The sequence below is a fragment of the Micromonospora sp. NPDC127501 genome (assembly GCF_040302185.1).
In the GTDB taxonomy this organism is placed as follows: domain Bacteria; phylum Actinomycetota; class Actinomycetes; order Mycobacteriales; family Micromonosporaceae; genus Micromonospora.
Map to the genome: position 1 here is coordinate 14,595 of NZ_JBEORJ010000002.1, position 24,450 is coordinate 39,044.

At 71.1% G+C, this 24,450-nt stretch carries 22 protein-coding genes; 8 read left to right on the forward strand and 14 right to left on the reverse strand.

Annotated features, from left to right (window positions below):
- Positions 1-4: 4 nt before the first annotated feature.
- The 3 genes from ABTW72_RS04035 to ABTW72_RS04045 form a co-directional block, all read right to left on the reverse strand.
- Entirely contained in the window at positions 5-1,288 is a 1,284-nt protein-coding gene (locus tag ABTW72_RS04035) for an MFS transporter (protein WP_350854038.1), read from the reverse strand.
- Positions 1,289-1,360: 72 nt separating this feature from the next.
- The gene (locus tag ABTW72_RS04040; protein WP_030486369.1) at positions 1,361-1,810 is read right to left on the reverse strand and encodes a MarR family winged helix-turn-helix transcriptional regulator; all 450 of its coding nucleotides are present in this window, start codon (positions 1,808-1,810) and stop codon (positions 1,361-1,363) included.
- Positions 1,811-1,924: 114 nt separating this feature from the next.
- The gene (locus ABTW72_RS04045; protein ID WP_350854041.1) at positions 1,925-3,403 is read right to left on the reverse strand and encodes an NCS2 family permease; all 1,479 of its coding nucleotides are present in this window, start codon (positions 3,401-3,403) and stop codon (positions 1,925-1,927) included.
- Positions 3,404-3,491: 88 nt separating this feature from the next.
- On the opposite strand from ABTW72_RS04045, the gene ABTW72_RS04050 reads away from it, so the two are divergent.
- Positions 3,492-3,737 carry a DUF2530 domain-containing protein gene (locus ABTW72_RS04050; protein ID WP_350854044.1) on the forward strand — a complete coding sequence of 82 codons (246 nt, stop codon included), beginning with the start codon at positions 3,492-3,494 and terminating at the stop codon, positions 3,735-3,737.
- A gap of 33 nt (positions 3,738-3,770) precedes the next feature.
- Here ABTW72_RS04050 and ABTW72_RS04055 read toward each other — a convergent pair whose 3' ends face one another.
- Entirely contained in the window at positions 3,771-4,610 is an 840-nt protein-coding gene (locus ABTW72_RS04055) for a DUF3027 domain-containing protein (RefSeq protein ID WP_350854047.1), read from the reverse strand.
- 88 nt (positions 4,611-4,698) lie between these two features.
- Here ABTW72_RS04055 and ABTW72_RS04060 point away from each other — a divergent pair, with 88 nt between their 5' ends.
- Positions 4,699-6,300: an MFS transporter gene (locus ABTW72_RS04060; RefSeq protein ID WP_350854049.1), complete on the forward strand. Its 1,602-nt coding sequence runs from the start codon at positions 4,699-4,701 to the stop codon at positions 6,298-6,300.
- Positions 6,297-6,947: a futalosine hydrolase gene (locus ABTW72_RS04065; RefSeq protein ID WP_350854052.1), complete on the forward strand. Its 651-nt coding sequence runs from the start codon at positions 6,297-6,299 to the stop codon at positions 6,945-6,947. The genes ABTW72_RS04060 and ABTW72_RS04065 overlap by 4 nt, the downstream gene beginning before the upstream one ends.
- Positions 6,948-7,038: 91 nt before the next feature.
- Here ABTW72_RS04065 and ABTW72_RS04070 read toward each other — a convergent pair whose 3' ends face one another.
- Positions 7,039-7,908 carry a helix-turn-helix domain-containing protein gene (locus tag ABTW72_RS04070; RefSeq protein ID WP_350854054.1) on the reverse strand — a complete coding sequence of 290 codons (870 nt, stop codon included), beginning with the start codon at positions 7,906-7,908 and terminating at the stop codon, positions 7,039-7,041.
- Positions 7,909-8,568: 660 nt separating this feature from the next.
- Between ABTW72_RS04070 and ABTW72_RS04075 the strand changes: the two genes are divergently transcribed.
- Positions 8,569-9,417: a 1,4-dihydroxy-6-naphtoate synthase gene (locus ABTW72_RS04075; RefSeq protein ID WP_124853393.1), complete on the forward strand. Its 849-nt coding sequence runs from the start codon at positions 8,569-8,571 to the stop codon at positions 9,415-9,417.
- Here ABTW72_RS04075 and ABTW72_RS04080 read toward each other — a convergent pair.
- Together ABTW72_RS04080 and ABTW72_RS04085 are read right to left on the reverse strand one after the other, a co-directional pair.
- Complete coding sequence (locus tag ABTW72_RS04080; protein WP_074316242.1) at positions 9,378-9,764, reverse strand: cold-shock protein; 387 nt, start codon at positions 9,762-9,764, stop codon at positions 9,378-9,380. The genes ABTW72_RS04075 and ABTW72_RS04080 overlap by 40 nt on opposite strands.
- Positions 9,765-9,791: 27 nt before the next feature.
- Entirely contained in the window at positions 9,792-10,415 is a 624-nt protein-coding gene (locus tag ABTW72_RS04085) for an HAD family hydrolase (RefSeq protein WP_350854058.1), read from the reverse strand.
- Between the two features lie 83 nt (positions 10,416-10,498).
- On the opposite strand from ABTW72_RS04085, the gene ABTW72_RS04090 reads away from it, so the two are divergent.
- On the forward strand, positions 10,499-12,982 hold the full coding sequence (locus ABTW72_RS04090) for a helicase-associated domain-containing protein (protein WP_350854060.1): 2,484 nt from the start codon (positions 10,499-10,501) through the stop codon (positions 12,980-12,982).
- A 30-nt stretch (positions 12,983-13,012) separates the two neighbouring features.
- Here the strand turns inward: ABTW72_RS04090 and ABTW72_RS04095 are convergent, their stop codons facing one another.
- Complete coding sequence (locus tag ABTW72_RS04095) at positions 13,013-13,249, reverse strand: hypothetical protein (protein WP_091395293.1); 237 nt, start codon at positions 13,247-13,249, stop codon at positions 13,013-13,015.
- Between the two features lie 97 nt (positions 13,250-13,346).
- Complete coding sequence (locus ABTW72_RS04100) at positions 13,347-14,225, reverse strand: L,D-transpeptidase family protein (protein WP_350854063.1); 879 nt, start codon at positions 14,223-14,225, stop codon at positions 13,347-13,349.
- Positions 14,226-14,397: 172 nt separating this feature from the next.
- On the opposite strand from ABTW72_RS04100, the gene ABTW72_RS04105 reads away from it, so the two are divergent.
- Complete coding sequence (locus ABTW72_RS04105) at positions 14,398-16,077, forward strand: DNA repair helicase XPB (RefSeq protein ID WP_350854065.1); 1,680 nt, start codon at positions 14,398-14,400, stop codon at positions 16,075-16,077.
- A gap of 49 nt (positions 16,078-16,126) precedes the next feature.
- Here ABTW72_RS04105 and ABTW72_RS04110 read toward each other — a convergent pair whose 3' ends face one another.
- A complete protein-coding gene (locus ABTW72_RS04110) occupies positions 16,127-19,033 on the reverse strand; it encodes a CBM96 family carbohydrate-binding protein (protein WP_350854067.1) in 2,907 nt (968 codons plus the stop codon).
- Positions 19,034-19,389: 356 nt separating this feature from the next.
- Positions 19,390-19,962 carry a TetR/AcrR family transcriptional regulator gene (locus ABTW72_RS04115; protein WP_350854070.1) on the reverse strand — a complete coding sequence of 191 codons (573 nt, stop codon included), beginning with the start codon at positions 19,960-19,962 and terminating at the stop codon, positions 19,390-19,392.
- An 89-nt stretch (positions 19,963-20,051) separates the two neighbouring features.
- Here ABTW72_RS04115 and ABTW72_RS04120 point away from each other — a divergent pair, with 89 nt between their 5' ends.
- Positions 20,052-20,423, forward strand: coding sequence for a DUF4267 domain-containing protein (locus ABTW72_RS04120; RefSeq protein WP_350854072.1), 372 nt, complete (start codon positions 20,052-20,054; stop codon positions 20,421-20,423).
- Positions 20,424-20,460: 37 nt separating this feature from the next.
- Here ABTW72_RS04120 and ABTW72_RS04125 read toward each other — a convergent pair whose 3' ends face one another.
- From ABTW72_RS04125 to ABTW72_RS04135, 3 genes are all read right to left on the reverse strand, one after another.
- Positions 20,461-21,174, reverse strand: a complete 714-nt coding sequence (locus ABTW72_RS04125; RefSeq protein ID WP_350854075.1) for a hypothetical protein — start codon at positions 21,172-21,174, stop codon at positions 20,461-20,463.
- A 159-nt stretch (positions 21,175-21,333) separates the two neighbouring features.
- Positions 21,334-22,296 carry a zinc metalloprotease gene (locus tag ABTW72_RS04130; protein WP_350854077.1) on the reverse strand — a complete coding sequence of 321 codons (963 nt, stop codon included), beginning with the start codon at positions 22,294-22,296 and terminating at the stop codon, positions 21,334-21,336.
- Between the two features lie 159 nt (positions 22,297-22,455).
- Positions 22,456-23,187 (reverse strand): TIGR03089 family protein, encoded by a 732-nt coding sequence (locus ABTW72_RS04135; protein ID WP_350854080.1) that lies wholly within the window; start codon positions 23,185-23,187, stop codon positions 22,456-22,458.
- 144 nt (positions 23,188-23,331) lie between these two features.
- Between ABTW72_RS04135 and ABTW72_RS04140 the strand changes: the two genes are divergently transcribed.
- Complete coding sequence (locus ABTW72_RS04140; protein WP_350854083.1) at positions 23,332-24,444, forward strand: hypothetical protein; 1,113 nt, start codon at positions 23,332-23,334, stop codon at positions 24,442-24,444.
- Positions 24,445-24,450 lie beyond the last annotated feature (6 nt).

The window sequence follows — 24,450 nt, forward strand, 5'->3', positions numbered from 1 at the left end:
AACCTCAGCAGTCGGTGGAGGTGACGTAGAAACGGGGCATCGGCAGCACCCGGAAACGCAGCCGGGCACCGGAGTGGCGCAGCTGCCAGGTGAGGGCGATCACCGCGGCGGCCAGCGAGATGAGCCCGCCCATCCAGATGCTGGCACCGGCACCGTAGTGCTCCGCCACCCAGCCGATCAGCGGCGCGCCGACCGGGTTGGTGCCCAGGAACACCAGCACCCACAGGGCCATCACCCGTCCCCGGAAGGCCGCGTCGACGCCCATCTGGATCCGCTGGTTGGCGGCCTGGGCGAAGAAGACCATGCAGAAGCCGGTCGGCACCAGCAGCGCCACGACCAGCCAGTACGCCGTGGAGAGGCCGACCAGGGTGCCGAAGCTGGCGCAGGCGATCGCCGCGCCGAGCACCAGCCACACCGACGGGCGGCTACGCCGACCGGTGCCACTGAGCGCGCCGCCGAGCGCGCCGACGGCCAGCGCCGTGCTGAACAGGCCGAAGGACGCGGCACCGGTGTGGAAGACCGTCTTCGCCAACGCGGCCAGGGTGAGCTGGAAGTTGAACAGCGACATGCCGATCACCGACATGATCGCCATCGGCAGCAGCAGGTCGGGGCGCCGCCACACGTACCGCAGCCCGTCGACGACCCGGGCGGACGCCCGCTCGTCGCGGGGCAGCAGCGCGTCGCGGTGCAGTTCGGTCGTACGCATCCGGACCACGTTGACCAGGGGCGCGACCGAGCTGAGGGCGGTGAAGAGGAAGACGGGGCCCACGTCGAACGCGGCGATGGCCAGGCCGGCGACGGCCGGGCCGACGATCCGGGCGGAGTTGAACACGGCGGCGTTCAGCGACAGCGCGTTGGGCAGCAGCGGCGTGCCGACCAGTTCGGAGACGAACGCCTGCCGGACCGGGGTCTCCACCGCGTTGGCCGTGCCGAGCAGCGCGGCGAAGGCGAAGACGTGCCAGAGCTGCACCAGGTCGGTGAGGACCAGCACCGCCATGCCGAGCGCCAGCAGGCTCCAGAAGGCGTTGGCGGCGAAGAGCAGCACCCGCTTGTCGTACCGGTCGGCGAGCCGGCCGGAGAGCAGGGTGAGCAGGAGCACCGGGGTGAACTGGCAGGCGGTGACCACGCCGAGAGCGGTCGCCGAGTTGTTGGAGAGCTCGAGGACGAGCCAGTCCTGGGCGATGAACATCATCCAGACGCCGATCAACTTGATCAGCTGCCCGGATGCGAAGAGGCGGTAGTTGCGGACCTGTAGGGACTGGAACATCGTGCTCAGCTTCGCCTGCACTCTTGGTGCGCCTCCTCCGGACGTACGCGTCATCGACACGTGACGGCACGGACCCGGTGGCGCGGGTGCGGCTCAGGCGCGAGCGAGCTGCTGAAGAATCTCGGCGGCCCTCTGCAGGGTCTCCCGTTCGTCCTCGTCGAGTGCGGCCAGCCGGTGGGCCAGCCACTCGTCGCGGGCCCGCTCGAACTGGTCGAGCACGGCCTGCCCTCCTTCGGTCGCCGCGAGGATGACCTGCCGCCCGTCGGTCGGATGGGGTGTCCGCCGCACGAGGCCGCGGTCCTCCAACTTCCCGACGATCTTGGTCATCGTCGGCGGCTGCACCCGCTCCACGTCGGCCAGCTCACGGGGTGTCATCGCGCCCGCCAGCCGCAGGCTGGTGAGCGCGGAGACCTGGGTGACCGTGAGGTCGCCGACCGGTCGGGCCTGTCGGACCCGTCGGTTGAGTCGGGTGATCGCATCACGCAGCTGGGGAGCCAGCTGCGCCGGTGGCACGCGTTCCGCCGTCACCGTCCGCTCCGTCACAGTAGTTAGCTTAACTAATGAGCCTGGCTAACGACATCCGTTATGACCAGGCTCACGAGGGGATTCAGATGGTACGGGCGGGGAATCTTGATCGACTCCCCGCCCGGACGTGCCTCAGAGCACCAGGGACTCGATCGGCCCACGCAGGAAGTACAGCACGAACAGCGCGGCCACCCCGTACAGCAACGGGTGGATCTCCCGGGCCTTGCCCCGGGCCAGCTTGACCACGACGAAGGTGATCAGACCAGCGCCGATCCCATTGGAGATCGAGTAGGTGAACGGCATCAGCACGATGGTGAGGAACGCCGGAATGGCGATCTCGTAGTCGGACCAGTCGATCGTCCGCACCGCGGTCATCATCAGGAACCCGACCACCACCAGGGCCGTCGACGCCGCCTCGAACGGCACGATCACGACCAGCGGTGCCAGGAACATCGCGAGCAGGAAGAGCGCGCCGGTGACCAGGTTGGCCACGCCGGTCCGGGCACCCTCCGCGACACCGGCGGCGCTCTCGATGTACGACGTGTTGCTGGAGGTGCTGGCCGCACCGCCGGCCGCCGCCGCGATCGAGTCGACCAGCAGGATCTCCTTGGCCTTCGGCGGGGTGCCCTGCTCGTCGAGCAGGCCGCCCTCCTGGCCGACCGCGACCATCGTGCCCATGGTGTCGAAGAAGTCCGTGATCAACAGCGTGAAGATGAACATCAGCACGACCAGCCAACCGGCCCGGCCCCACGAGTCCAGCACGTTGAACTTGCCGAGCAGCGACAGGTCCGGCAGGTCGAGCACCGACTTCGGCAGCTCCGGCACGTTCAGCGACCAGCCCTTCGGATTGGGCTGACCGTTGACGAACGACGGGCCGATGTTGCCGATCGCCTCCACGATCACCGCGAGCACCGTCGAGGCGAGGATGCCGATCAGGATCGCGCCCTTCACCCGACGGACGACCAGCACCAGCGTGATCAGCAGGCCCACCACGAAGACCAGCATCGGCCAGCTCACCAGCTTGCCGCCGATGCCCAGGCCGACCGGAACGGTGGTGTTGGCATCATCCGGAATGCGCCGGACGAAGCCGGCGTCCACCAGGCCGATGATGGTCAGGAACAGACCGATGCCGACGCCGATGGCGCTCTTCATCTGGGTGGGCACCGAGCGGAACACCGCGGTCCGCAGACCGGTCAGCACCAGCACCGCGATGATCAGACCCTCGATCACCACCAGGCCCATCGCGTCGGCCCAGGTCATCTCGGGGGCGATCTCGTACGCCACCAGGGCGTTCACACCCAGACCGGCGGCGAGCGCCAGCGGGAACCGGCCGACCACACCCATCAGGATGGTCATCAGGCCGGCGACCAGCGCGGTCGCGGCAGCCAGCGCGGGAATCGGGAGGCTCTTGCCGTCACCGTCGACGGCGCCGCCCAGGATCAGCGGGTTGAGCACCACGATGTACGCCATCGTGAAGAAGGTCGCCAGGCCACCGCGTACCTCACGGCTCAACGTCGAGCCACGGGCGGAGATCTCGAAGAAACGGTCGAAGCCGTTACGCGGATGAGCGGGGTTGGGAGGTGTGCCGTTCTCGGGCGGCGCTACGGCCATCAGGTCCTCGCAGGTGATCTTCCAGTTGTCGCGCGCATCGTCCCAGATCGTCGGTGGGCAGGGGAAGTAGATCCCGTACGCTTGCCGAATGCCGAACGAGCAGCCACCGCGGCCCGCACCACTGGATCCGCCGATGGTGCCGTTCGCCCTCGCCGGGTTGATCGCGTGGGCGGTGGCCGGGCTGGTCCTGCTGATCTTCTTCCGGGGCTGGCTGACCGACCACGGTCACCAGAACTGGCTCTGGACCTGCCTCGCCGGTTTCCTGTGGGGTTTCCCGGGCCTCGCCGTGATGATGCGGCACGACGCCAACAGACGCCGCCGCCGCGCGAAGTGAGCTGGCCGCGCCGGCGCACTCCGGCGCGGACGATCAGGAGTGCCCGTACGGCTCCGCCGGCTCAGTCGCCTCCACCGAGCCCGGAGCCCGGCTGACCGACATGGCCTCCACCGCGCTGTCGTCGTACACCGTGGGCAGCTCGTCGACAGCGGTCTCGGCCGCCTCGATCAACGTCTCGGAGTGCGCGCCGCACCCGTGATCGGCGCTCACCACCCGGCCGTCGTCCGGGGCGTAGAAGTTGCCGCACGCCCCGAAGGCCTGCCGCATCGCCCCGGCCAGGGGCAGGTAGAAGCCGCAGGTGCCGCAGCGGGCGGCGGACGGTGCGGCGGTCGAGATGGCCGCGGCGGGGCCGTGGTCACCTTCGTACCAGCGCTGCGCCGTGTCGATGCGGCCCTCCCGGGAGAGCACGCGGGCGCGCCCGAGGCCCAGCTCCCACGCCGTCTCCTCGACCGCCGGGTCGTCGGAGAGCAGGTAACCGGGGACCAGTCGATCGTCGTCGGGCGAGGTCGGGAGCAGGTCACCCGGACCCAGGTCACCCGGCTTGAGCCGCTCCTGCCAGGGCAGCCAACCGGGCGCGAGCAGCGCGTCCGGGCCGGGCAGCAACACCGTCTCGCAGATGGTCACCGTCTTGCTGCGCGGCACCCGGGTGACGGTGACCGCCCACCGCCAGCCGTTGTAGCCGGCGAGGCGACATTCGAAGTAGTGGGTGACCAGCCGATCACCCTCGGCCACGACCTGCAGGTGGTCGCCGACATCGTCGGCATCCACCTCGGTGATGCCGGCGCGGGCCACCTCGACGGCGGCGGCGCAGACCTGGTCGAGGCGGGCGGCACGGGTGGAGGCGGGCCTGGTCACCCGACCATTGTTCCCCATGCGCCTCGCAGGGGTGACAGGGACTCCCGGGGAACCTTTCCCAGCGGTGGTGCGGCGTACCCGGATCAGATGGGCGAGGATGGTGCACATGCCGTCGTACTCCCGCTCCGGGCGTTCCGTCCTCGGGCGGACCGTCGGCACCGGCATTCGCGCCGTCCGTCTGCTGTTGCGCGGTTCGGTGGGCAGCGGCCGCTGGGTGACCCGCCGGGCCGGGCGGGCCCGGGCCCGGGGTGCCGGCGGCGAGGTCGGCATGGTTCGCCTGTTCGACCTGCACGCGCTCTCCTGCGCCGGCGACACCCTGATCGCCATCGGTCTGGCCGGCACGATCTTCTTCAACGTGCCGCTCGGCGAGGCCCGCAGCAAGGTGGCGCTCTACCTGCTGGTGACCATGGTGCCGTTCGCGATGCTCGCCCCGGTGGTGGGCCCGCTGCTGGATCACTTCCGGCACGGCCGGCGGTACGCCCTGGCCGCGACGATGCTCGGCCGTGCCTTCCTGGCCTGGTTGATCTCCGACTACATCCACGGCTTCGGGCTCTACCCGGCCGCGTTCGGGGTGCTCGCACTCTCCCGGGCGTACGGCGTGGCCCGCTCCGCGGCGGTGCCCCGGTTGCTGCCGGAGGGCCTCGGCCTGTCCCAGGTGGGTGCCCGGGCCAGCGTCTACGGCACGGTCGCGGGTGCCCTGGTGGCCCCGATCGGGTTGGCCGCGTTCTGGTTCGGGCCGCAGTGGCCGCTGAGGGTCGCGTCGTTGATCTTCCTGGTCGGCATGGTGATCTCGTTGCGGCTGCCGCCGAAGGCCGACTCGGAGCCACCCGAGCGGGTTCCCCGGCCACTGCGCGCGCTGGGCCGCCGCCGTGGCGACCGGCCGCTGGGCCGGGGCCGACCGTCCGGCCGGTTGGTGATCGCCACCCTGATCGGCGCGGCGACGCTACGCGCGCTCTACGGCTTCCTGCTGCTCTTCCTCGCCTTCGCGATCAAGAAGGGCGACCTGACCACCGTGGTGTTGGGTCGGGATCTGGGCGCCGAGTGGGCGTTGGGTGTGGTCGGCGGCGCGCTCGCGGTCGGCACCTTCCTGGCCACCGCCATCGGTACCCGACTGCGCATCCACCGGCCGACCGCCATCCAGTCCAGCAGCATGATCATCGTGGCCGGGGTGGCGGTGCTCGCCGTCATCCAGTTCTCGCTGCTGATGGTCGCCCTGCTCTGCCTGGTCGCCGCGCTGGCCAGCGGGGTGGCGAAGCTGGCGGTGGACGCCTCGATCCAGGAGCGCATCCCGGAACGGTTGCGGGCCAGCTCCTTCGCCCACTCGGAAACGGTGCTGATGCTCGCCTTCGTCGCCGGCGGCGGGCTCGGGCTGGTGCCGTTCGACGGTCGGATGGGCATCGCCGTGGCAGCCGGGGTCGGCGTACTGGCCGCGATCCGGGGTGTGCTGGCCGCCGCCCGGTTGCGCGGCGAGAAGCTGGCCGGCCGACCGCTCGGTGACGACGAGCTGACCGAGGACGAGCCGGCGGACGAGCCCGGGGACCCCACACCAACCTCACCGGCGCCGGCCCGGACCAGCTCACCGCAGTACGACGACCCGAGCCCCGCCCCGCCGGGCTACCACATCTACCGTCCGTCGTCGGCCGTTGGCGGCCCGGGTGGCGGGGCCGACGACGAAACCCGCCGCGAGTCCCCCGGCTCACTCTCGTGACGGGTCTGCTGGTGGTGACGGCGGTCCCCGCCGAGGCGGACGCGATCCGCGCCGGGCTGATCGACCCCACCGTGACCGTCACGCCGATCGGTGTGGGCCCGGCGATCGCCGGTGCCGCCACCGCCCGGCTGCTGGCGCTGGCCGAGGCCGTCGGCCGCCCCTACCGTGCCGTCGTCAGCGCCGGCGTGGCCGGCGGCTTCACCGGGCGGGCCGAGGTCGGCGACACGGTGCTCGGCACCGCCAGCATCGCCGCCGACCTCGGCGCGGAGTCGCCCGACGGCTTCATCCCGGTCGACGAGCTGGGCATGCCGCCCGCGCTGCTCGGCGCGGGCAGCAGGGTGCCGGCGGACCCGGGCCTGCTCGCGGCACTGCGAGCCGCCCTCCCGACGGCCACGGCCGGCCCGGTGCTCACGGTCAGCACCGTCACCGGCACCCCGGCCAGCACCGACGAGCTACGCCGGAGGCATCCGGAAGCGGTCGCCGAAGCCATGGAGGGGTACGGCGTGGCGGTCGCCGCGGCGCAGGCCGGGGTGCCCTTCGCCGAACTACGCACCATCTCCAACCCGATCGGCCCTCGCGACCGGGACGCCTGGAGGCTGCGCGAAGCCCTGGCCGCCCTGACCGCAGCAGCCCCGGCGCTGCGCTGACCGGCCTCCGCTGACCCGGGCGCGGCGCTGACCCGGGCGCGGCTCACTCGGCGCGGTGCTGACCCGGCGCGGTGCTGACCCGGCGGCGCGCTCAGGAGAACCAGCGGTTGCCACGGTGGCCCAGGCGCAGCGCGGCTGGACGGCGTGCCTCGATCTCGAAGCCGCACGCCAGCAGCAGGTCGGCGCCGAAGCCTTCGGCGATTGCGGCCGCGTCGTCGATGCCCGCCTCGCGCATCCCGGTCACCAGTGCGGTGACCAGCCGACGCCCGAGCCCCAACCGCCGGTACCGGGCATCGACGAGCACGCCGTCGAGCACCATCTCCCGCTCCGGCAGGTCCGGATGCCACTCCCCGTACTCCAGGAACGGGCTCCGCTCATGGGCCCGCAGCTCACCGACCAGCGTGCCGTCGGGAAGCTCGGCGACGTACCGCCAGCAGGTGACCGGTAGGTCGTTACTGAGCACCCGACGCACCTGCGCGGTCCGCCGGATCTCGGCGGCCCACCGCCGGTTGTCGCGATAACGCCGGTTCAGCTCATAAGCGGCCGGTGGCAGCGGAAGTGGATAACGCTCGGGCGGCAACCGGTACCACTCCGCCCACCACGCGCCGGGCCAGTCCCGAGGCTCGTGGACCGGCCAGACGTCCAGGTGAGCCGGGTATCGGCGGCCTGCCTCGTCCCCCATCTCGTCGTGCGGGACCGGCGTGGGTCGGGTGACGTCAGAGATGGATGGCGGGACGCCGATGGCCAATTTCCCACCCGCCGCCTGCACGAGGCGTTCCACAGTCCGGAATCGCGGATCGCTCGACCGCCCCGACTCGATCCGTGCCAAGGTCGGCTGTGGCACCCCGGATCTCTCGGCCAACTGCCGCTGACTCAGATCGGCCCACCGACGCAGTGCGCGGAGCGCCTGCCCGAGATCGGCTCCGCCGGCCTCCTCGGTGTGGTCACCCGCCTCGGTCACAGGCCGATGTTCCCGGCTGGTCAGCGAGTTATCAACACCCTGCGCGGAGCTGTGGACAACGCTGTGGACAACCGCGCCGACCGGTGGATGGCCTAACTCCCGCGACCCCTTTGGAGCTGACTCGTTTACGGCATCACCACCCTCACGGGACCCTCGGGCACCTGCCTCGGCCCCGGCTCGCCCTGGGCCTCGGCTCGCCCTGGGCCTCGGCTCGCCCTGGGCCTCGGCTCGCCCTGGGCCTCGGTCTCGGTCTCGGCCTCGGTCTCGGCCTCGGTCTCGGTCTCGGCCTCGGTCCCGGCCTCGGCCTCGGTCCCGGCCTCGGTCTGGAGCTGGGGCTGGGCTCGTGGCCTGCGAGCTCGCACCCTTGCCCCAGCTCCGGACGACGGTCACCGACTTTGGGCGATTCGTTTACGACATCAGCTCCAAAGGAAGACTGGGGCGGGTGCTCCACCCTGCTGGACCGGTCGTTTCCGTGCGTTGTTTCCGCCCGGCGGCGTCCGCCGGAGTTCGTGCCGCCGCAACGCTCCGACGCAGATCACAGCCCCGGATCACAGCCGCGCAGATCACCGCCGCGCAGATCACAGCGGCGCGTCACGGTCGCGGATCACAGTCGTGGGGTGGGCGCGGGCCCCGGGCGGAGGGCGGGGCTACCGTGAGGGTGTGGCGCTCTCCCTGGCGATCTCGCCCTGCCCCAACGACACGTTCGTCTTCCACGCGCTGGTGCACGGGCGGGTGCCCGGCGCGCCGCCGGTCGAGGTGACGTACGCCGACGTGGACGTCACCAACACGGCGGCCGAGCGGGGCGCGTTCGACCTGGTGAAGGTGAGCTTCGCGGCGCTGCCCTGGCTGCTCGACGACTACCACCTGCTGCCCTGTGGCGGCGCCCTCGGTCGCGGTTGCGGTCCGCTGGTGCTCACCCGGGGCGACCGGGACGGCGGGCCGGACCGCACCGACCTGACGGGTGCCACGGTGGCGGTGCCGGGCGACCGGACCACCGCGTACCTGCTGTTCCGGCTCTGGTCGGCCGGGCGACCGCCGGCCCGGATCGAGGTGGTTCCGTTCCACGAGATCATGCCGGGCGTGGCGGCCGGGCGCTACGACGCTGGGCTGGTCATCCACGAGGCACGGTTCACCTACCACCGGCACGGCCTGAGCGCCCTGGTCGACCTCGGCGAATGGTGGGAGGCCGACACCGGCCTGCCCATCCCCCTCGGCGCGATCCTGGCCCGACGCGGGGCGGTCGACCCGGAGGCCGCAGCCGGCTGGGTCCGCGAGTCGGTCCGGCAGGCCTGGGCGGACCCGGCGGCCAGCCGGGAGTACGTGCTGGCGCACGCCCAGGAGATGGAGCTCGACGTGGTCGACCGGCACATCGGCCTCTACGTCAACGAGTTCACCGCGGACCTGGGTGAGGCCGGTCTCGCCGCGGTGGCGGCACTGCTCGACCGGGCCGCCACCGCCGGCCTGGTGCCTCAGACCTCCAGCTCGCGGGCCACCGCGTGGACCAGCTGAGCGATCTTCTGCGCGGCCTTCTTGTCCGGGTACCGACCCCGGCGCAGGTCCGGCTGGACCTTCGCCTCCAGCACCTTGATCATGTCTTCGACCAGGCCGTGCAGCTCCTCGGCCGGCCGACGGCGCAGCTCTGCCATCGACGGCGGCGCGTCCAGCAGCTTGACCCCCATGGCCTGCGCGCCCCGGCGGCTGTCCACCACGCTGAAGTCGACCCGTTGGCCACCCTTGAGGTCGGTGACACCCGCCGGCAGCGCCCCCTTGGGCAGGAACACGTCGCCGCCCTCGTCACTCGTGACGAAGCCGTATCCCTTGGCCGTGTCGTACCACTTCACTCGACCCGTAGGCACCTGAAAACCCCTGCTTCACTTGAGCCGCTACTGCTCCAAGGCTAGCTGGATCATCCCGTCGAGCGCCGCTGGGAATTCGGTGAGCTCGTCCAGCACCACTTCCGCGCCGGCCGCGCGCAGCTCGTCGGAGGAGCAGGGGCCGGTCGCCACACCGATGCCGGGCACCCCGGCCGCTGCCGCCGCCACCATGTCCGCGACATGGTCACCGACGTAGTGGGTCGCGCCGTGCTCCCGCAGAGCGGTCGCCTTCTGCTCGGCGAACAGGTCGCCGGCCAACTCGTCGACCGTGAGACCGAGGTGGTCCAGGTGCAACCGGGCCAGCCGGCCGATCTTGGACGTGACGACCAGCACCCGGCCGCCCCGCGCACGAATCGCGTCGATGGACTCCCGCGCGCCGGGCAGCAGAAGCGTCGGGGTGATCGCGTACGCCGGGTAGAGCTCGCGGTAGACCCGCACGGCCGACTCGACCTGCTCCGGCGGGAACCAGTGCGCGATCTCGGTACGCAGCGGTGGCCCGAGCCGGGACACCGCCAGTTCGGCGTCGACCGGCACACCGGTCCTCGCGGTCAGCGCCCGGTACGCCGCGGCGATGCCGGGGCGGGAGTCCACCAGGGTCATGTCGAGGTCGAATCCGACGGTCAGTGCGGGCATGTCGAGAAACGTACCGGCTACTCCCGGTCGACCGGACGTCCGAGGGGCGCGGAAGCCCGGTGCCGGGCTAGCGTGGAAAGACGATGACCACCTCACTCGCCGACCACCTGCGGTCGCTGCCCGACGAGTCACTGGCCGCGCTCCTCCAGCTGCGGCCCGACCTCGTCGTGCCCGTGCCGGCCGATGTCTCCGCCCTGGCCATCCGGGCCCAGTCCCGGGTCTCCGTGGCCCGTGCGCTGGACGGTCTGGACCAGTTCACCCTCCAGATCCTCGACGCCGCTCGTCTCACCCGGAATCCGGACGACGCCACCACGGCCACCGACACCGTGCTCGCGATGGCGACCGCAGGGCCGCAACCGCCGGCTCCGACGGCCGTCCGGGCCGCCGTGGGCCGACTGCGTGCGCTCTTCCTGCTGTACGGCCCGGAGCACGCGCTCCAGGTGCTGCCCGCCGTCGACGAGGTCTCCCCGTACCCCGCCGGGCTCGGCCGACCGGCCGCGGAGCTGGACCCGCGCACGGCCGCGCTCTGCGCGGACCCGGCGAAGCTCCGACGGACGGTGCTCGCCGCCCCGCCCTCGGCCCGGGCGATCCTGGACCGGTTGGCGGCCGGCCCGCCGGTGGGCAGCGTGCCGCCGGGGGCGTTGCAGGCGCCGCCGCTCGGCGCGGCGGACCCGGTCCTCTCCGACCCGACCAACGGTGGCGCGCCGACCGGCTCCCCGGTGCGGTGGCTCGTCGACAACCGACTGCTGGTCCCGGTGACGACCGGCTCGTCCACGGCCAGCGGAACGGTCGAGCTGCCCCGCGAGGTCGGCCTTCTGCTGCGCCGCGACACCGGCCCGCTCGGGCCCCTGCGTACCAGCCCACCGCCGGTGGCCGCCGCGCCGCGTGAGCCGAAGGCGGTCGACTCGGCCGGGGCCGGGCAGACCATGGAGGTGGTCCGAAACACCGAAGGGCTGCTGGAGCAGCTCGCCGACGAGCCCGCGCCGGTGCTGCGTTCGGGTGGCATCGGTGTACGGGACCTGCGCCGGTTGGCGCGTACCGCCGGGCTGGACGAACCGACCACCGCGTTGCTGCTGGAGGTGGCGTACGCGGCGGGGCTCCTCGGTGAGCTGGAGATGCCCGGCGCGACCACCGGTCGGTACGGGGCGGATCAGCAGGTGCTGCCGACCGGCGGGTACGAGGTGTGGCGGGCCGCCTCGCTGGCCCAACGGTGGGAGCAGCTCGCCCGAGCGTGGCTGACCATGACCCGGCAGGTGGGGCTGGTGGGCCGCCGTGACGACCGGGACCGGCCGATCACCGCGCTCTCCGCCGAGGCCGAGCGGGCCAGCGTGCCGGCCACCCGACGGGCGGTGCTCGGCGTCCTCGCCGATCTGGAGCCGGCGACGGCACCCACCCCGGAGGAGGTGCAGGAGCTGCTGGACTGGCGGGCACCGCGTCGCAGTCGGGGCCGGGACGCCGCCCACCGGGAGGTGCTGGCCGAGGCCGCACAGCTGGGTGTGACGGGGCTGGGGGCGCTCACCTCGTACGGTCGGCTGCTGCTGGGGGACCTGACGTCGACCGACGAGCGGGCTGACGACCCGCTGGGCGTGCACGCCGACGTCGAGAGCGGCGACCCGTCCAGTGCCGCGCGTGCGCTGGACGCCCTGCTGCCCGCACCGGTCGACCACTTCCTGGTGCAGGCCGACCTGACCGTGGTGGTGCCCGGCCCGCCCGAGCCGGCGCTCGCCGTCGAGTTGGAGGCAATGACCGAACTGGAGTCGGCCGGCGGGGCCAGCGTGCACCGGGTCACCACGGCGAGTGTGCGGCGGGCTCTGGATTCCGGCTACACGGCCGACGATCTGCACGACGTCTTCCGTCGTCGGTCGCGTACCCCGGTGCCGCAGGGGCTCACCTACCTGATCGACGACGTGGCCCGTAAGCACGGCGGGCTGCGGGTCGGGCTGGCCGGGGCGTACCTGCGCAGCGACGACGAGACGCTGATCAGCGAGGTGCTGGCCGACCGGCGGCTGGAGTCGTTGGCGCTGCGCCGGCTCGCGCCGACGGTGCTGTGTACGCAGTACCAGGTTGGTCGGTTGCTGGGTGCGCTGCGCGACGCGGGGTACGCCCCGGTGCAGGAGGACGGCACCGGCAGCACGGTGCTGGCCCGGCCACGGATCCGGCGGGCCCCGCCCCGGGTGTCGGTGACCACCCGTACGATCGACCCGCTGGCCGCCCCGAAGCTGCCCATGCCCCGGCTGCTCGGCGTGGTGGAGCACATCCGGCGAGGCGACGCGGCGGCGCGGGCGGCCCGACGGGCACCGGCGGTGGTGCGCGGCGGTGCGCCCGGGCTGGGCGGCGGCCCGGTGCCGGCGCACACCCACAGCGAGGCCCTGGCGGTGCTCCAGCAGGCGGTCCGGGACAAGGCGCTGGTCTGGGTGGGTTACGTCGACGCGCACGGGGCGACGGCGTCACGCCTGCTCAAGCCGGTCTCGATCGGTGCCGGCTACCTGCGGGCCGAGGACGAACGGACCGAGATGCTGCACACGTTCGCGCTGCACCGGATCACCGCGGCGGTGGTGGCGGACTGACCGAAGGCGCCACCGCGCGGGCGCCGTCGGTCAGCGGCGGCTGCGGCGTACGGTGCCGACCACCGAGATGATCAGCAGCAGCGCGAAGCCGGCGCCGGCGGATTCCCCGACCGAGTCGACGAAGCCCTGCTGGAGCACCAGCCAGCCGAAGAGGAACCACCCGAGGAGGAGCGTCGCCGCGACGGCGTACGCGATCACCGTCGCTCGGGACACCTCGTCGGGTGGTGCATGCTCGTGCTCAGCGATCACGTCACGGTCGACCGTCATCCCCAGCCTCCCCGCCCGGTCCGGCCCTGGACTCCAAGGGTGACACTCGAAAGTCTGGCCGGACAGGGGGTTACCGCCGCGATTCGCTCCGTGTCACTCAGGTGCCGGGGCGCCGGCCGATCAGCACCACCCGCGTGCCGACCTTGCCGAGCTCCCACATCCGGACGGCGTCGGCGTGCAGCAGGTTGACGCAGCCGTGCGAGCCGATCGACTTGTCGTGCAGGTAGGTGGTGGTCTCGTGGAAGCCCATCCCCTGGGTGAAGTGCTGCCAGTACGGCAGCCACACCTCGTACGGGTCGGACCATTCCTTGGGGTTGCGGTAGTTGACGGCGTACGTGCCGGCCGGGGTGCGGTAGCCGGACATGCCGGTACGGGTCACCGTCGGCGCCATGATCACCTTGCCGCCGCGGAGCGCCCAGACGGTCTGCCGGGTCAGGTCCACGCAGAACGTGGTGCCGGCGCCGGCCTTGCAGCTGGCTGTGGCGGTGGTGGCGAGGCGCTGGGCCACGTCGAGGGTGGTTGGTCCGGCGCGACCCTCGACGGGGCGAATGCCGTACCTCTTCTGGAACTTCTTGATCGCCGCGCAGTCGGCGGCGGACTGCCGACCGTCCACGGTGACCGCCCCGAACCCGCCCAACCGGGCCAGGTGGGTCTCCACCGCCCGCTGGTGCTGCCCCTGGGGGCAGCCGGCGACGGTCGGCGTACCGGTGCCGGGGGTCGTGGTGGGTGCCGGGCGGGTCGGCTTCGGCGTGGGTTTCCGGGAGGGTTTCGGGGTGGGCGCGGCCGGGGTTGGCCGGCCGTGCTGGTCGGGCCCGGGCGTGTCGCCCGCCCCCGTTGCCTGTTCCGCCGCGCCGGCTGGGGCGGCTCCCCCGCCACCACTCCCGCCGGACTGCGGATCGAACGCGCACGCTCCCGCGCCGACCAGCACGACCACCACGAGAGCAACCAGTCGGGAAGTGATCCGGACATGCTTCATGGGCCCTCCCCAGACAGTCGTCCCTTTACTAGACGTTCGTGAGTGCCATCACGGTTGCGCCCGGTGAGCATCTTTCTTGCGCCGTCCCGCATCGTGCAACACTGGATGGTCGGCCAGCAGCGGGTATGCGACCCGTTTCGGCCGGTCGGCCAACCGAGGAGAGGACGCTGGCGTGAGCGGTGGACCACTGATCGTGCAGTCGGACAAGACCCTGCTGCTGGAGATCGACCACCCCGACGCGCAGGCCTGCCGGATGGCGATCGCGCCGTTCGCGGAGCTGGAACGCTCGCCGGAGCACGTGCACACCTACCGGCTGACCCCGCTGGGTCTGTGGAACGCCCGCGCGGCGGGGCACGACGCCGAGGGTGTCGTGGATTCGCTGCTCAAGTACTCCCGCTACCCGGTGCCGCACGCGCTGCTGGTGGACGTGGCCGAGACGATGGACCGGTACGGCCGGCTTCAGCTCGCCAACGACCCGGCGTACGGGCTGGTGCTGCGCGCACTGGACCGGCTGGTGCTGATCGAGGTGGCCAAGAGCAAGAAGCTCGCCGGGATGCTCGGCGACAAGATCGACGACGACACCATCCGGGTGCACCCGTCCGAGCGTGGCCGGCTCAAGCAGGCGCTGCTCAAGCTGGGTTGGCCGGCTGAGGACCTGGCCGGTTACGTCGATGGTGAGGCGCACCCGATCGAGCTGGCCGAGGCCGGCAAGGACGGGCGCAAGCCGTGGACGCTGCGCTCGTACCAGCGGGAGGCCGTCGAGGCGTTCTGGGCCGGCGGGTCGGGGGTGGTGGTGCTGCCCTGCGGCGCCGGCAAGACCCTGGTCGGCGCGGCGGCGATGGCCGAGGCGAAGGCGACCACCCTGATCCTGGTCACCAACACGGTCGCCGGCCGGCAGTGGAAGCGGGAGCTGATCGCCCGCACCTCGCTGACCGAGGAGGAGATCGGCGAGTACTCCGGTGAGCGCAAGGAGATCCGCCCGGTCACCATCGCCACGTACCAGGTGCTCACCTCGCGGCGCGGCGGCGCGTTCACCCACCTGGACCTCTTCGGGGCCCGCGACTGGGGCCTGGTCGTCTACGACGAGGTGCACCTGCTGCCCGCGCCGATCTTCCGGTTCACCGCGGACCTCCAGGCCCGCCGCCGGCTGGGCCTCACTGCGACTCTGGTACGCGAGGACGGCCGCGAGGGTGACGTGTTCAGCCTGATCGGGCCCAAGCGGTACGACGCGCCGTGGAAGGACATCGAGTCGCAGGGCTGGATCGCCCCGGCCGAGTGCACCGAGGTCAGGGTGACCCTGACCGACGCGGAGCGGATGTCGTACGCGACGGCGGAGGCCGAGGAGCGCTACCGGATGGCGGCGACCGCCCGCACCAAGCTGCCGGTGGTCAAGGCGCTGGTCGACCGGCACCCGGACGACCAGGTGCTGGTGATCGGCGCATACATCGATCAGCTGCACCAGCTCGGCGAGTACCTCGACGCGCCGATCATCCAGGGCTCGACCACCAACAAGGAACGGGAGCGGCTGTTCGACGCGTTCCGGTCCGGTGAGTTGCGCACCCTGGTGATCTCGAAGGTCGGCAACTTCTCGATCGACCTGCCCGAGGCGGCGGTGGCGATCCAGGTGTCGGGGACGTTCGGGTCACGCCAGGAGGAGGCACAGCGGTTGGGTCGGGTGCTCCGGCCGAAGGCCGACGGCCGGCAGGCGCACTTCTACACAGTGGTGTCCCGGGACACGATCGACACGGAGTACGCGGCACACCGGCAGCGCTTCCTCGCCGAGCAGGGCTACGCGTACACGATCGTCGACGCCGACGACGTCCTCGGCCCGTCCCTGCCGTCCTTCGACTGAGCGCGGTGGGTCGCCCCGGACGGGGGCGGCCCACCGCCTCGTCGCTTGATCAGGAGAAGTCGACCAGGAAGTAGTAGTTCGTCGGGTCGGTCCACACGCCGTCGGCCGTACGTCCGCGCACGCTGATGGTGTGCGAGTTGGTCGAGGTCGGCGTGTAGGTGACGGTGGCGACCCCGGTGGCGTTCGCCGCCACCGTCGCTGGCTCCCCGCCGTCGATCGTGTACTCGAACTCCACCACGCCGAGGCTGCCCTGGGCGAAGGTGAAGTCGCCCGGCACGCCGACACCACCGGCCCACTGGCTCTCGGGATAGGTGGTCGACGACACCTGTGGCGCGGTGCCGACCAGGAAGGGGTAGTCCGTCTGTGGCGTGTACTCGCCCGCTTCGGTGCGACCCCGCACGGAGAACACATTCGCGCCGTTGCGATCCATGGTCACCGAGATGTCGGTGACCAGCGCGTCGGGCGTCTTCGGCACGCTCTGCCAGACGCCGCCGTTGAGCTGGTACTCGAAGGTCGTCACCTCGCCGAGTTCGGTGTAGACACCGAACCTGCCGACCGCGCCGATCCCGCCACGCGGGGTGTACTCGTCGTACGCGCTGCTCACGTTCACCCGCGGATCGCGTACCCGGAAGTAGTACCGCCGCTCGGCGCTGGCCGTGCCGTCGGCCGTCCGGCTGGTGACCGTCAGCAGGGTGTACCCGGAGTGCGCGGGCGTGATCTCGATGGTCGCCTTGCCGTCCGGTCCGGCGGCCACCACCTGCTCCTCGCCGCTGTACTCCAGCACGTAGCGGTACTCCACCGTGTCGGAGCGGCCCGGATTGAAGGTGAAGCGACCCGGCTGGCCGGGCTGGCCACCTTCGGCGTTCTCCGGGTACTCGCTGGAGGTCACCACGGGAGCATCGCTGACCTCGAACGTGTAGGTCCGCGTCGGCGAGAAGGAGCCGTCCAGGAAGCGCGTACGCACCGTCAGCGTGTTGCTGCCGGAGTGGTCGGGGGTGAGCGTCACCCGAGCCCAGCTGTACTCGGGGTCGGTGATCTCCTCGGGCCCGTCGTTCAACCGGTAGACGTAGGCGTCCACGTCTGGCATCGCGGTGTCGAAGTTGAACTCACCGGGGATGCCCACCCCGCCCCACGCGCCGTACTCGTAGTAGGTGCTGGACGAGACGCTCGGCTTGGTGTCGATGACGTTGAACTCGTACTGCTCGACCTCCGAGACGGTGCCGTCGGCGCTGATGCTACGCACGTTCAGCGTGTACCAGTTCGGCGCCGTCGGCGTCCAGCGCAGCACCGCACTGCCGTCCGCTGCCGCGTCGATGCGCTGCAACTCGTCGTGAAGGAACGCGTACTCGTAGGCCACCACTCCCGACCGGCCAGGCCGGAACGTGAAGCTGCCGGCACGGTCCACCACGCCGTCGTGGTCGGGGAAGGCGAAGTCGGCCGATTCCACGACGGGGGTGTCGCGAACCCGGATGTCCTCGCTGTACGCGCCGACCATCTCTGTGCCGACATAGCTGCGCACCTGGAGCCGTACGACGCCGCTCTGTGTGAACACCACCGGGACGTCAGTCGTCCCATCGGCTTCCACCGGGACCCGAACCTCTGCATCGTCGCCGATGCGGTAACCGAACTCCGTGACGCCATCCACGTTGGTGGAGATCGCCAGTTTGCTCGGCAGGTCGACACCGCCGACGGTCACCTGCACCTGCGGCGCGGTGGACTTGACGAAGAACCGGTAGTCAACCACCTCGGAGGAGTTCGACGCGCTGTCCACGCTGCGCACGCTCAGGTACTCGACGAACGAGGTGGGCGTGTATTCGAAGGTGACGTCGGCCCCCGGGCGCGGTGCGGCGACGTAGTTGTACGTCCCGCCGAAGCGGCCCCAGTAGTAGCCGACCACGTCCGACGACCCGTTCGCCTTGACGGTGAACGTGCCCGGTACGCCCGACCCGCCGTGTGACTGGCCGTCGTCCGGGTACTTGACGGAACTGATCAGGGGTGTGGCGGGCCGCTCGCCGTCGATCTTCACAAAGCACGGCTTCGCCCACGACGAGTAGTCGTGCCCGTCGTAGGCGCGGGCGGTCCACGCCACCACAGTGCCGTGGGGGTACTGCCCCATGTCCCAGGCGACCTTGGAGAGGGCACCTCCGTAGCTGGATCCGAACAACTCGGAACGTTGGTCCTCATGGCCCACCGGCCACGCGGCGAACTGCCCGTTGTAGTTGTAGTCGTTGGCGTCCGCGTCCGCTCCCCGGACCATGAAGGCGTAGTTGCGCGCCCCCACCGGCTGCGGCTTGTCCTTGGTGCCGCAGGACCACGACGGAAACTCGAGCCCGATCTGCGTCACCGTCGGCGCGTGGTTGAATTCGCTGCGGATCGCCGGGAACGGGCGGAGCTTACGGCCGTGGGAAAGGTCGCCCTCGTAGCCGTGCGGCACCCGGATCTCGACGGTCAGGGTCTTCTTGCCCTGCTTTGCAAGCTTCTGCAGTGCGGGCATGATGTCCCAAGCGAGATAGCCGGGGCAGGTCGCCTCACCGCCGGCCTGCACGGTACCGAGCAGTTCACGTCGACGCGGCGCTGAATCCCAGCTCGTCGTCGCCTTGATCTCATCGACCCGCCACAGCTCGACCGGCTGGGCCGAGGCGCAGTCGGTCGCCGACCGCTCGGCAATGACGAGATCAGCCTTGTGGATGACGCTTCCACTGAAACGTGAGATGTCGAAGCTGAAATAGGACCGGGATTTGTGCTTCTTCCCGCCCGCGTCGGTCCAGGCGCCGATCGGCGCGTCCCCGCTGGTGTTCAGAAACGACGTCTTCGGCAATTGGGAGTCGGTGTAAGCCCAACCCGACTTGCCCACCTCCTGCTGCTGGTATGCCTGAGCAGGCGCTGCGGTCACGCTGACCAGACCCGCACCGAGCACTACGCCGAGTGACGCGGCCAGTAATCTTCGTACGCGCACGACGATGCCCTCCCCCCGTTGACGATGACGTGGGTCGCCATCGAAGGGGCCGAGCATATCGGCGCATGATCAGATGACGCCTCAGCGTTCTGGGTCGTCTCCGACTCAGCAATGAGGACGGAAAATCCGCCCAGCTTCCAAGAAGTCGCGGGTCCGGGCAGATTCGCGGCCCGGCTGCACGGAGAGTGAAGTCGATCAGAGCGTTGGGCGCCGGGACCAAGCGTCTCTCACACTCGCTATGGAGCTGATGTCGTAGACGAGTCGGCCGTCCACGTGGGCGGCGACCACGGGCAGCTCTAGTTGGGAGGCTTGTGCGCCGCCTCAGGCCTCAGCGCGCCCGACTCTGACGGCGACGCTCACCGGGAGAAGCGGTCCACCAGCACCGCCAGCCGGCGGTCGTGGCCCGGGCGGCGGAGCCGGTTGCTGCGCATGAGCGTGACCAGCCCGTGCAGGCCGCTCCAGAACGTCTCGGTGAAGGTCTCCAGGTCGTGGTCCCCGGCGACCGGGCGCACCGTCTCGGCCAGTTCGGCGAAGCCTCGGGCCAGGTCCGTCGGGACGTCCTGAGTGGCGAACGGCAGGTCCACCGCGAGGGTGAACATCGCGTCGTAGATCGCGGGCCGCTGCTCGGCGAACGCGACGTATGCCGCCGCCACGTCGGCGACCGCCTGTCGGGCATTGGCGGCCGAGGCCCGGGCCGTGGTCAGGGCGTCGGCCAGCTCGGCGAAGCCCTCGACGGCTACCGCCGCCATGATGGCGTCCTTGCCCTTGAAGTGGCTGTAGAGGACGGGCTGGCTGTACTCGATCTCGGCGGCGAGCCGTCGGGTGGTCACCGCGTCCCAGCCTTCGGCCAACGCCAGGTCCCGTGCCGCGGTGATGATCGCCTGCTCCCGTTCAGCCCGCTCACGCTCCCGGCGTGCCTGTGTCGACATGGAAGCGATCCTAGCATCGCTAGCGTTCCTGCCAACGCTCTGCTAGCTTCGCTCCTATATCTAGCAGCGCTAGGAAATGGAGCAGACTCATGCTGGCACCCCTCGCCTACGGGCTCGCCGTCGTACTCAGCCTCTTCGTCGCCTTCATCGGCGGGCGGTTCCTGCTGGTGCCGCAGGCTGCGGCCGCCGGGTACGGCGTACCGGCCCGCCCGGACGGCGATCCCGCCTATCTGACGGTCAAAGGGCTGAAAGACCTCACCTTCGGCCTGCTCGGCCTCGCCCTGATCGCCTTCACGACCGCCGACGCGGTCGCCTGGTTCATGCTTGTGGTCGCGCTCGTCCCGCTGGGCGACACCCTCATCGTGCTGCGGAACGGCGGGACGAAGGCCGTCGCCTTCGGCATCCACTTCGCCACCGCCGCCGTCGTCCTCCTGGACGCCGCCCTGCTGTTCGCCCTGTAACCGGACTCGGCCCCAAACCTGACCCTGCCTGCGTTGATCAAGACGTGGGGGGTGGGCAGCGGTAGGGGAGGGTGACCTCGCCGGGGCGGTGGTCGAAGGTGTCCAGGGTGAACCACTCGTCCAGCTCCGGGTCGAAGAGGTTCTGCAGGCCGAACTGCAACACCTGCCACCACCGGCTCGGGTCGTGCTGGTCGACGTAGATGTCGCCGAGCGCGATCGGGAACCGGAAGAACTCCCCCGGCACTGTGGAACCGCCGACGACCCCGACCCGCCAGTGGTCCACGTGCCTGTCCTTCTCACCTTGCAGAATCTCCGGCCCCACGTAGCGGGCGGTCTTCAGCTTGTCGTTGAAGATCTGGCGGTTGAAGAACCCCGGCACCTTGCTACACGCGCGGGGCGGAAACAGCGGGATGTTCGGCCACCTGTAGGTGAGCGTGTACAGCGTGTTCTCGTAGATCAGGTTCGTGAACCAGATCGGGTGATCCGGACCGCCGGCGGTCATCTGGCTGTTGCCGTCGCGGCCCTGCCAGGTGAACGGCACCTCGATGCCGAGGTCCCGCACGATGTAACGGCCGGTGCCCTGAAAGTCCGCGGGGAGCAGCGGTGGACGCGGCTCGGAAACGGTCGGGCCGTCGGCCTGGGCCGCGCGGGGCAGCGGCGCCGCCGCGGGGCCGGGTGCGACCACCCCGAGGGCGAAGAGTCCACCGGCGACCACCGACACCAGTGTCCGACGTGTACGCCACGACGCCATGTGCCCTCCGCCGACGAAAGTGCCAGTTGCCTTCGGCGAAGCGTAGGAGCAGGCAGAACGTGAGAATCGACGGAACGAGGGGGCTCCACCGGAAGGGTGAAGCGAAAGGGGCCGGCGGTTCGCCGCAGAGCGACCCGCCGGCCCCCGACTTCCAGTGGGCTACCCGGCGCCGCCGGCCCGGAACGCCACCCAGGCGTCGCTCATCCGGTCGGCCTGCCCGGCGGTGAACATGTTCATGCAGGAGTCCTGCGTGTAGTCCATGAAGTTGTGGATCGGGTCGAGCCCGGGCGCGGTGCAGGAGTCCGCACCCACCGGGCAGTCGAACTGCGGCGCCGCCTCGCGCGGGGTGTCCGCGACGAAGTCGCCGGACGCGGAGCAGCCGTGCGCGAAGGTGTGCTCCAGCATCAGCCAGTGCCCGACCTCGTGCGTCAGCGTGTCACCCAGGGCGTACTTGCCGGCCGTTCCGCCCGGCATCGACTCGTCGAGCATCACCACGCCGTCGATGTAGTCGCGCCCGTTGTTGTAACCCTTCGGGAAGTACGCCCAGCCGAGCAGCCCGCCGCCGATGTTGGCCGCGTACACGTTCAGGGTCTCCGAGTCGCCGGTGTACAGCGCCTTCTTCATGTCCCGCTCGTTCTTGCCCGGCACGACCGTGTACCAGGCGCTGTTCACCGTCCACGTCGTGTCGACGAGCGAGAACCGGAACGGAGTGTTGGAGGCGTCTGCGGCCGTGCGGCCCGCAAACGAGTCGTTGAGGACCGTCATCTGCGCGGCGATCAGGGTGTTCCACCTGGTCGTCTCGGCTGCGGTGAGCGGATGGTCGGAGATCATGTGGAAGACCGTCGGCACGGTGACGCTGCCGTTCGGCAGGCGCGGCGCGTCCTTGATCACGCCGTAGGCGTTGGCTTCGTTCTTGGAGTACAGCTCCGGTTCCTGGGCGGTGGCGCCCTCGGCCAGCCGGGCGGCGCTGTGCGCGTCGGCGCCTGGCTCACACGCGGTGACGCCCGGGGAGGCGGTCGCGGGCGCGGCCGTGGCGAGCGCCCCGGAGGCACCGCCGGACGCCAGGAACGTCGCGGCGGTGGCGGTGAGGACCGCCAGTCGGAAGGTTGGTCTTCTGCGCATCGGTGCACCTTTCGATGAGGGTGGCGGTGCGGGGTCGATGACGTCGCTGTTCGGGTATGAGAACACGCCGACGGCATCGACAAAAGACCCTCTGAGCAGGGCAGATGGCGATGTAACGGAACCGGATCGGCCAGCGCTGTTTGGCCGGTCCAGCGGAATTCAGAGGACCCGGGTCACCTGTTCGGCGGCGACGACCGCGTCCCGCCGCGCCGGGTCGAGGTTGGCGCTGATCACCACGGACGCGCCGGCCGAAAGCGGCGCGAGCAGCCACTTCAGCGGCTGCTCGGTCTCGGCGGCGTCGACCAGCAGGCGATCGCCGGCGCGCAGGTCCAGCATCGTGGCGAACTCCTGGGCGAGCGCACCCCACTGGCCGTAGGTGGTGCCGTCCGCGGTGGCCGGGTCCGACGGGTGGATGGCGGTGTGGTCGGGCGCGCCGTCGCCGTGCCGGAGCACCTCGGCGGACCAGTCCAACCAGCCCAACGGCACGTCGTCCAGCCGCCCCGGCCCGGTGCCGACGAGATAGCGGTGCGGCGCGTCCGGCACGTCCTCCAGCCAGTCGTCCTGCCGCTCCGGCGTCACGAAGACCGCGTCGAACGGCCGGTCGCCGCCCGGTTCGAGCACCGCCAGGCCCGCGGTGGCGCGCGGTCGGAACGACACCGCCAGGCCCGAGGCCCAGGCGCCCAACAACACCGCGGCGGTACGCCAGTGCGGCGGCAGCAGGACCGCTACGCGGCTGCCGGGGCCGAGCCCACAGCCGTCCCGCAGCAGGCCCGCGCTGCGGGCCGCCCACTGACCGACCTGCTGTGCGGTCAGGTCGACGCGCTCGCCGGTCGCCTCGTCGCGGTAGCTGAGCAACGGGGCTGCCAGGTCGGCCGTGACTGTTGGCTGCATCTCCACGCTCCCCGGGTCGACGTCGGCACCACAGTACTCAACGACTTTGGTAGCACCGGTCGTCGGCCGATGGCCGTATCGGGTGATCGGGTGGCCCGCGCACGGTGCAGGGAACGATCCCCGAAACGCCGCCGAGGAGCGCCCATGCCGACCGGACCCGATCCCGTCGCCAGCGACCATGCCGCCGGCGACCGCCCCACCACCGCTGGGCGTCTGCCGCTGCACCGACGGCTCTTGCCGGTGATCGCGTTGCTGCTGCTCGCGCCGTGGGCGGCCGAGTGCTCGTGGGGTGGCTTCGCCATCGACGACTTCCTGCCGGTGCTGATCTTCCTGGGCCCGATGTACGGCGGTGCGGCGATCCTCATCCGGGAGACCACACGGCACCTGGGCGCGGGCTGGCCGACCATCGTGCTGCTCGCCGCCGCGTTCGGCGTACTCCAGGCCGGGCTGGTCGACCAGTCGCTGTTCAACAGCGACTTCCTCGACGACACCCAGTACGCCGACACCCGTGCCGCCGCCGAGGCGACGCTCGTGCCGGGGCTCGAATTCAGCCTCCGGCAGGCGTTCGACTACGTCGGCAACCACATCGTGCTGACGATCTGCGCGCCGATCGTGCTCATCGAGTCGTTCCTCGGATCGGACCGCCGGCTGCGGCCGTGGCTCGGCCGGAGCGGGCTGGCCGTGGTCACCGTGCTGTACCTGCTCGGCAGCCTGCTGATCTTCGCGTCCGACGGGGGCCGGAAGAACTTCCTGGCCAGCCCACTCCAACTGACCTTCGCCGCGATGGTGGTCCTCGCACTCGTCACGACGGCCCTCCTGCCGCACTGGCGACGCCCGGGTCGCACGACCGGTGGCGCATGGAGGGCAGCAGAGCAAAGGGAGCCACGCCGCAGTCGTCGGGCGCCGCATCCGCTGTGGGTGGGTCTGCTGATCGTCCTCGTTCATCTCGGCACCGACCTGACCCCCGGCTGGGCGGGTGTGGCCATCGCCTTGGGGCTCGCGGCTGCCGTCGGGGGCCTGGTCGCTCACTGGTCGTCGGGCGTGAACTGGGGGCAGCGGCACCTGCTCGCGGCCGGCTCGGCGAGCGTGGTCAGCGCCGCCGCGTTCGCGTACCTGGTGCCGCCGTACTCCCCGGCCTCCCCGGCGGCGGCCCTGGCCGGCGACATCGCGGTCACCGTCATCACTGTCGCCCTGGTCGGCGGTGCCTGGTGGCGGCTGGGCCGTGCTTCGCCGGCTGTTCACGTCGTCGCAAGCTGATGCTCC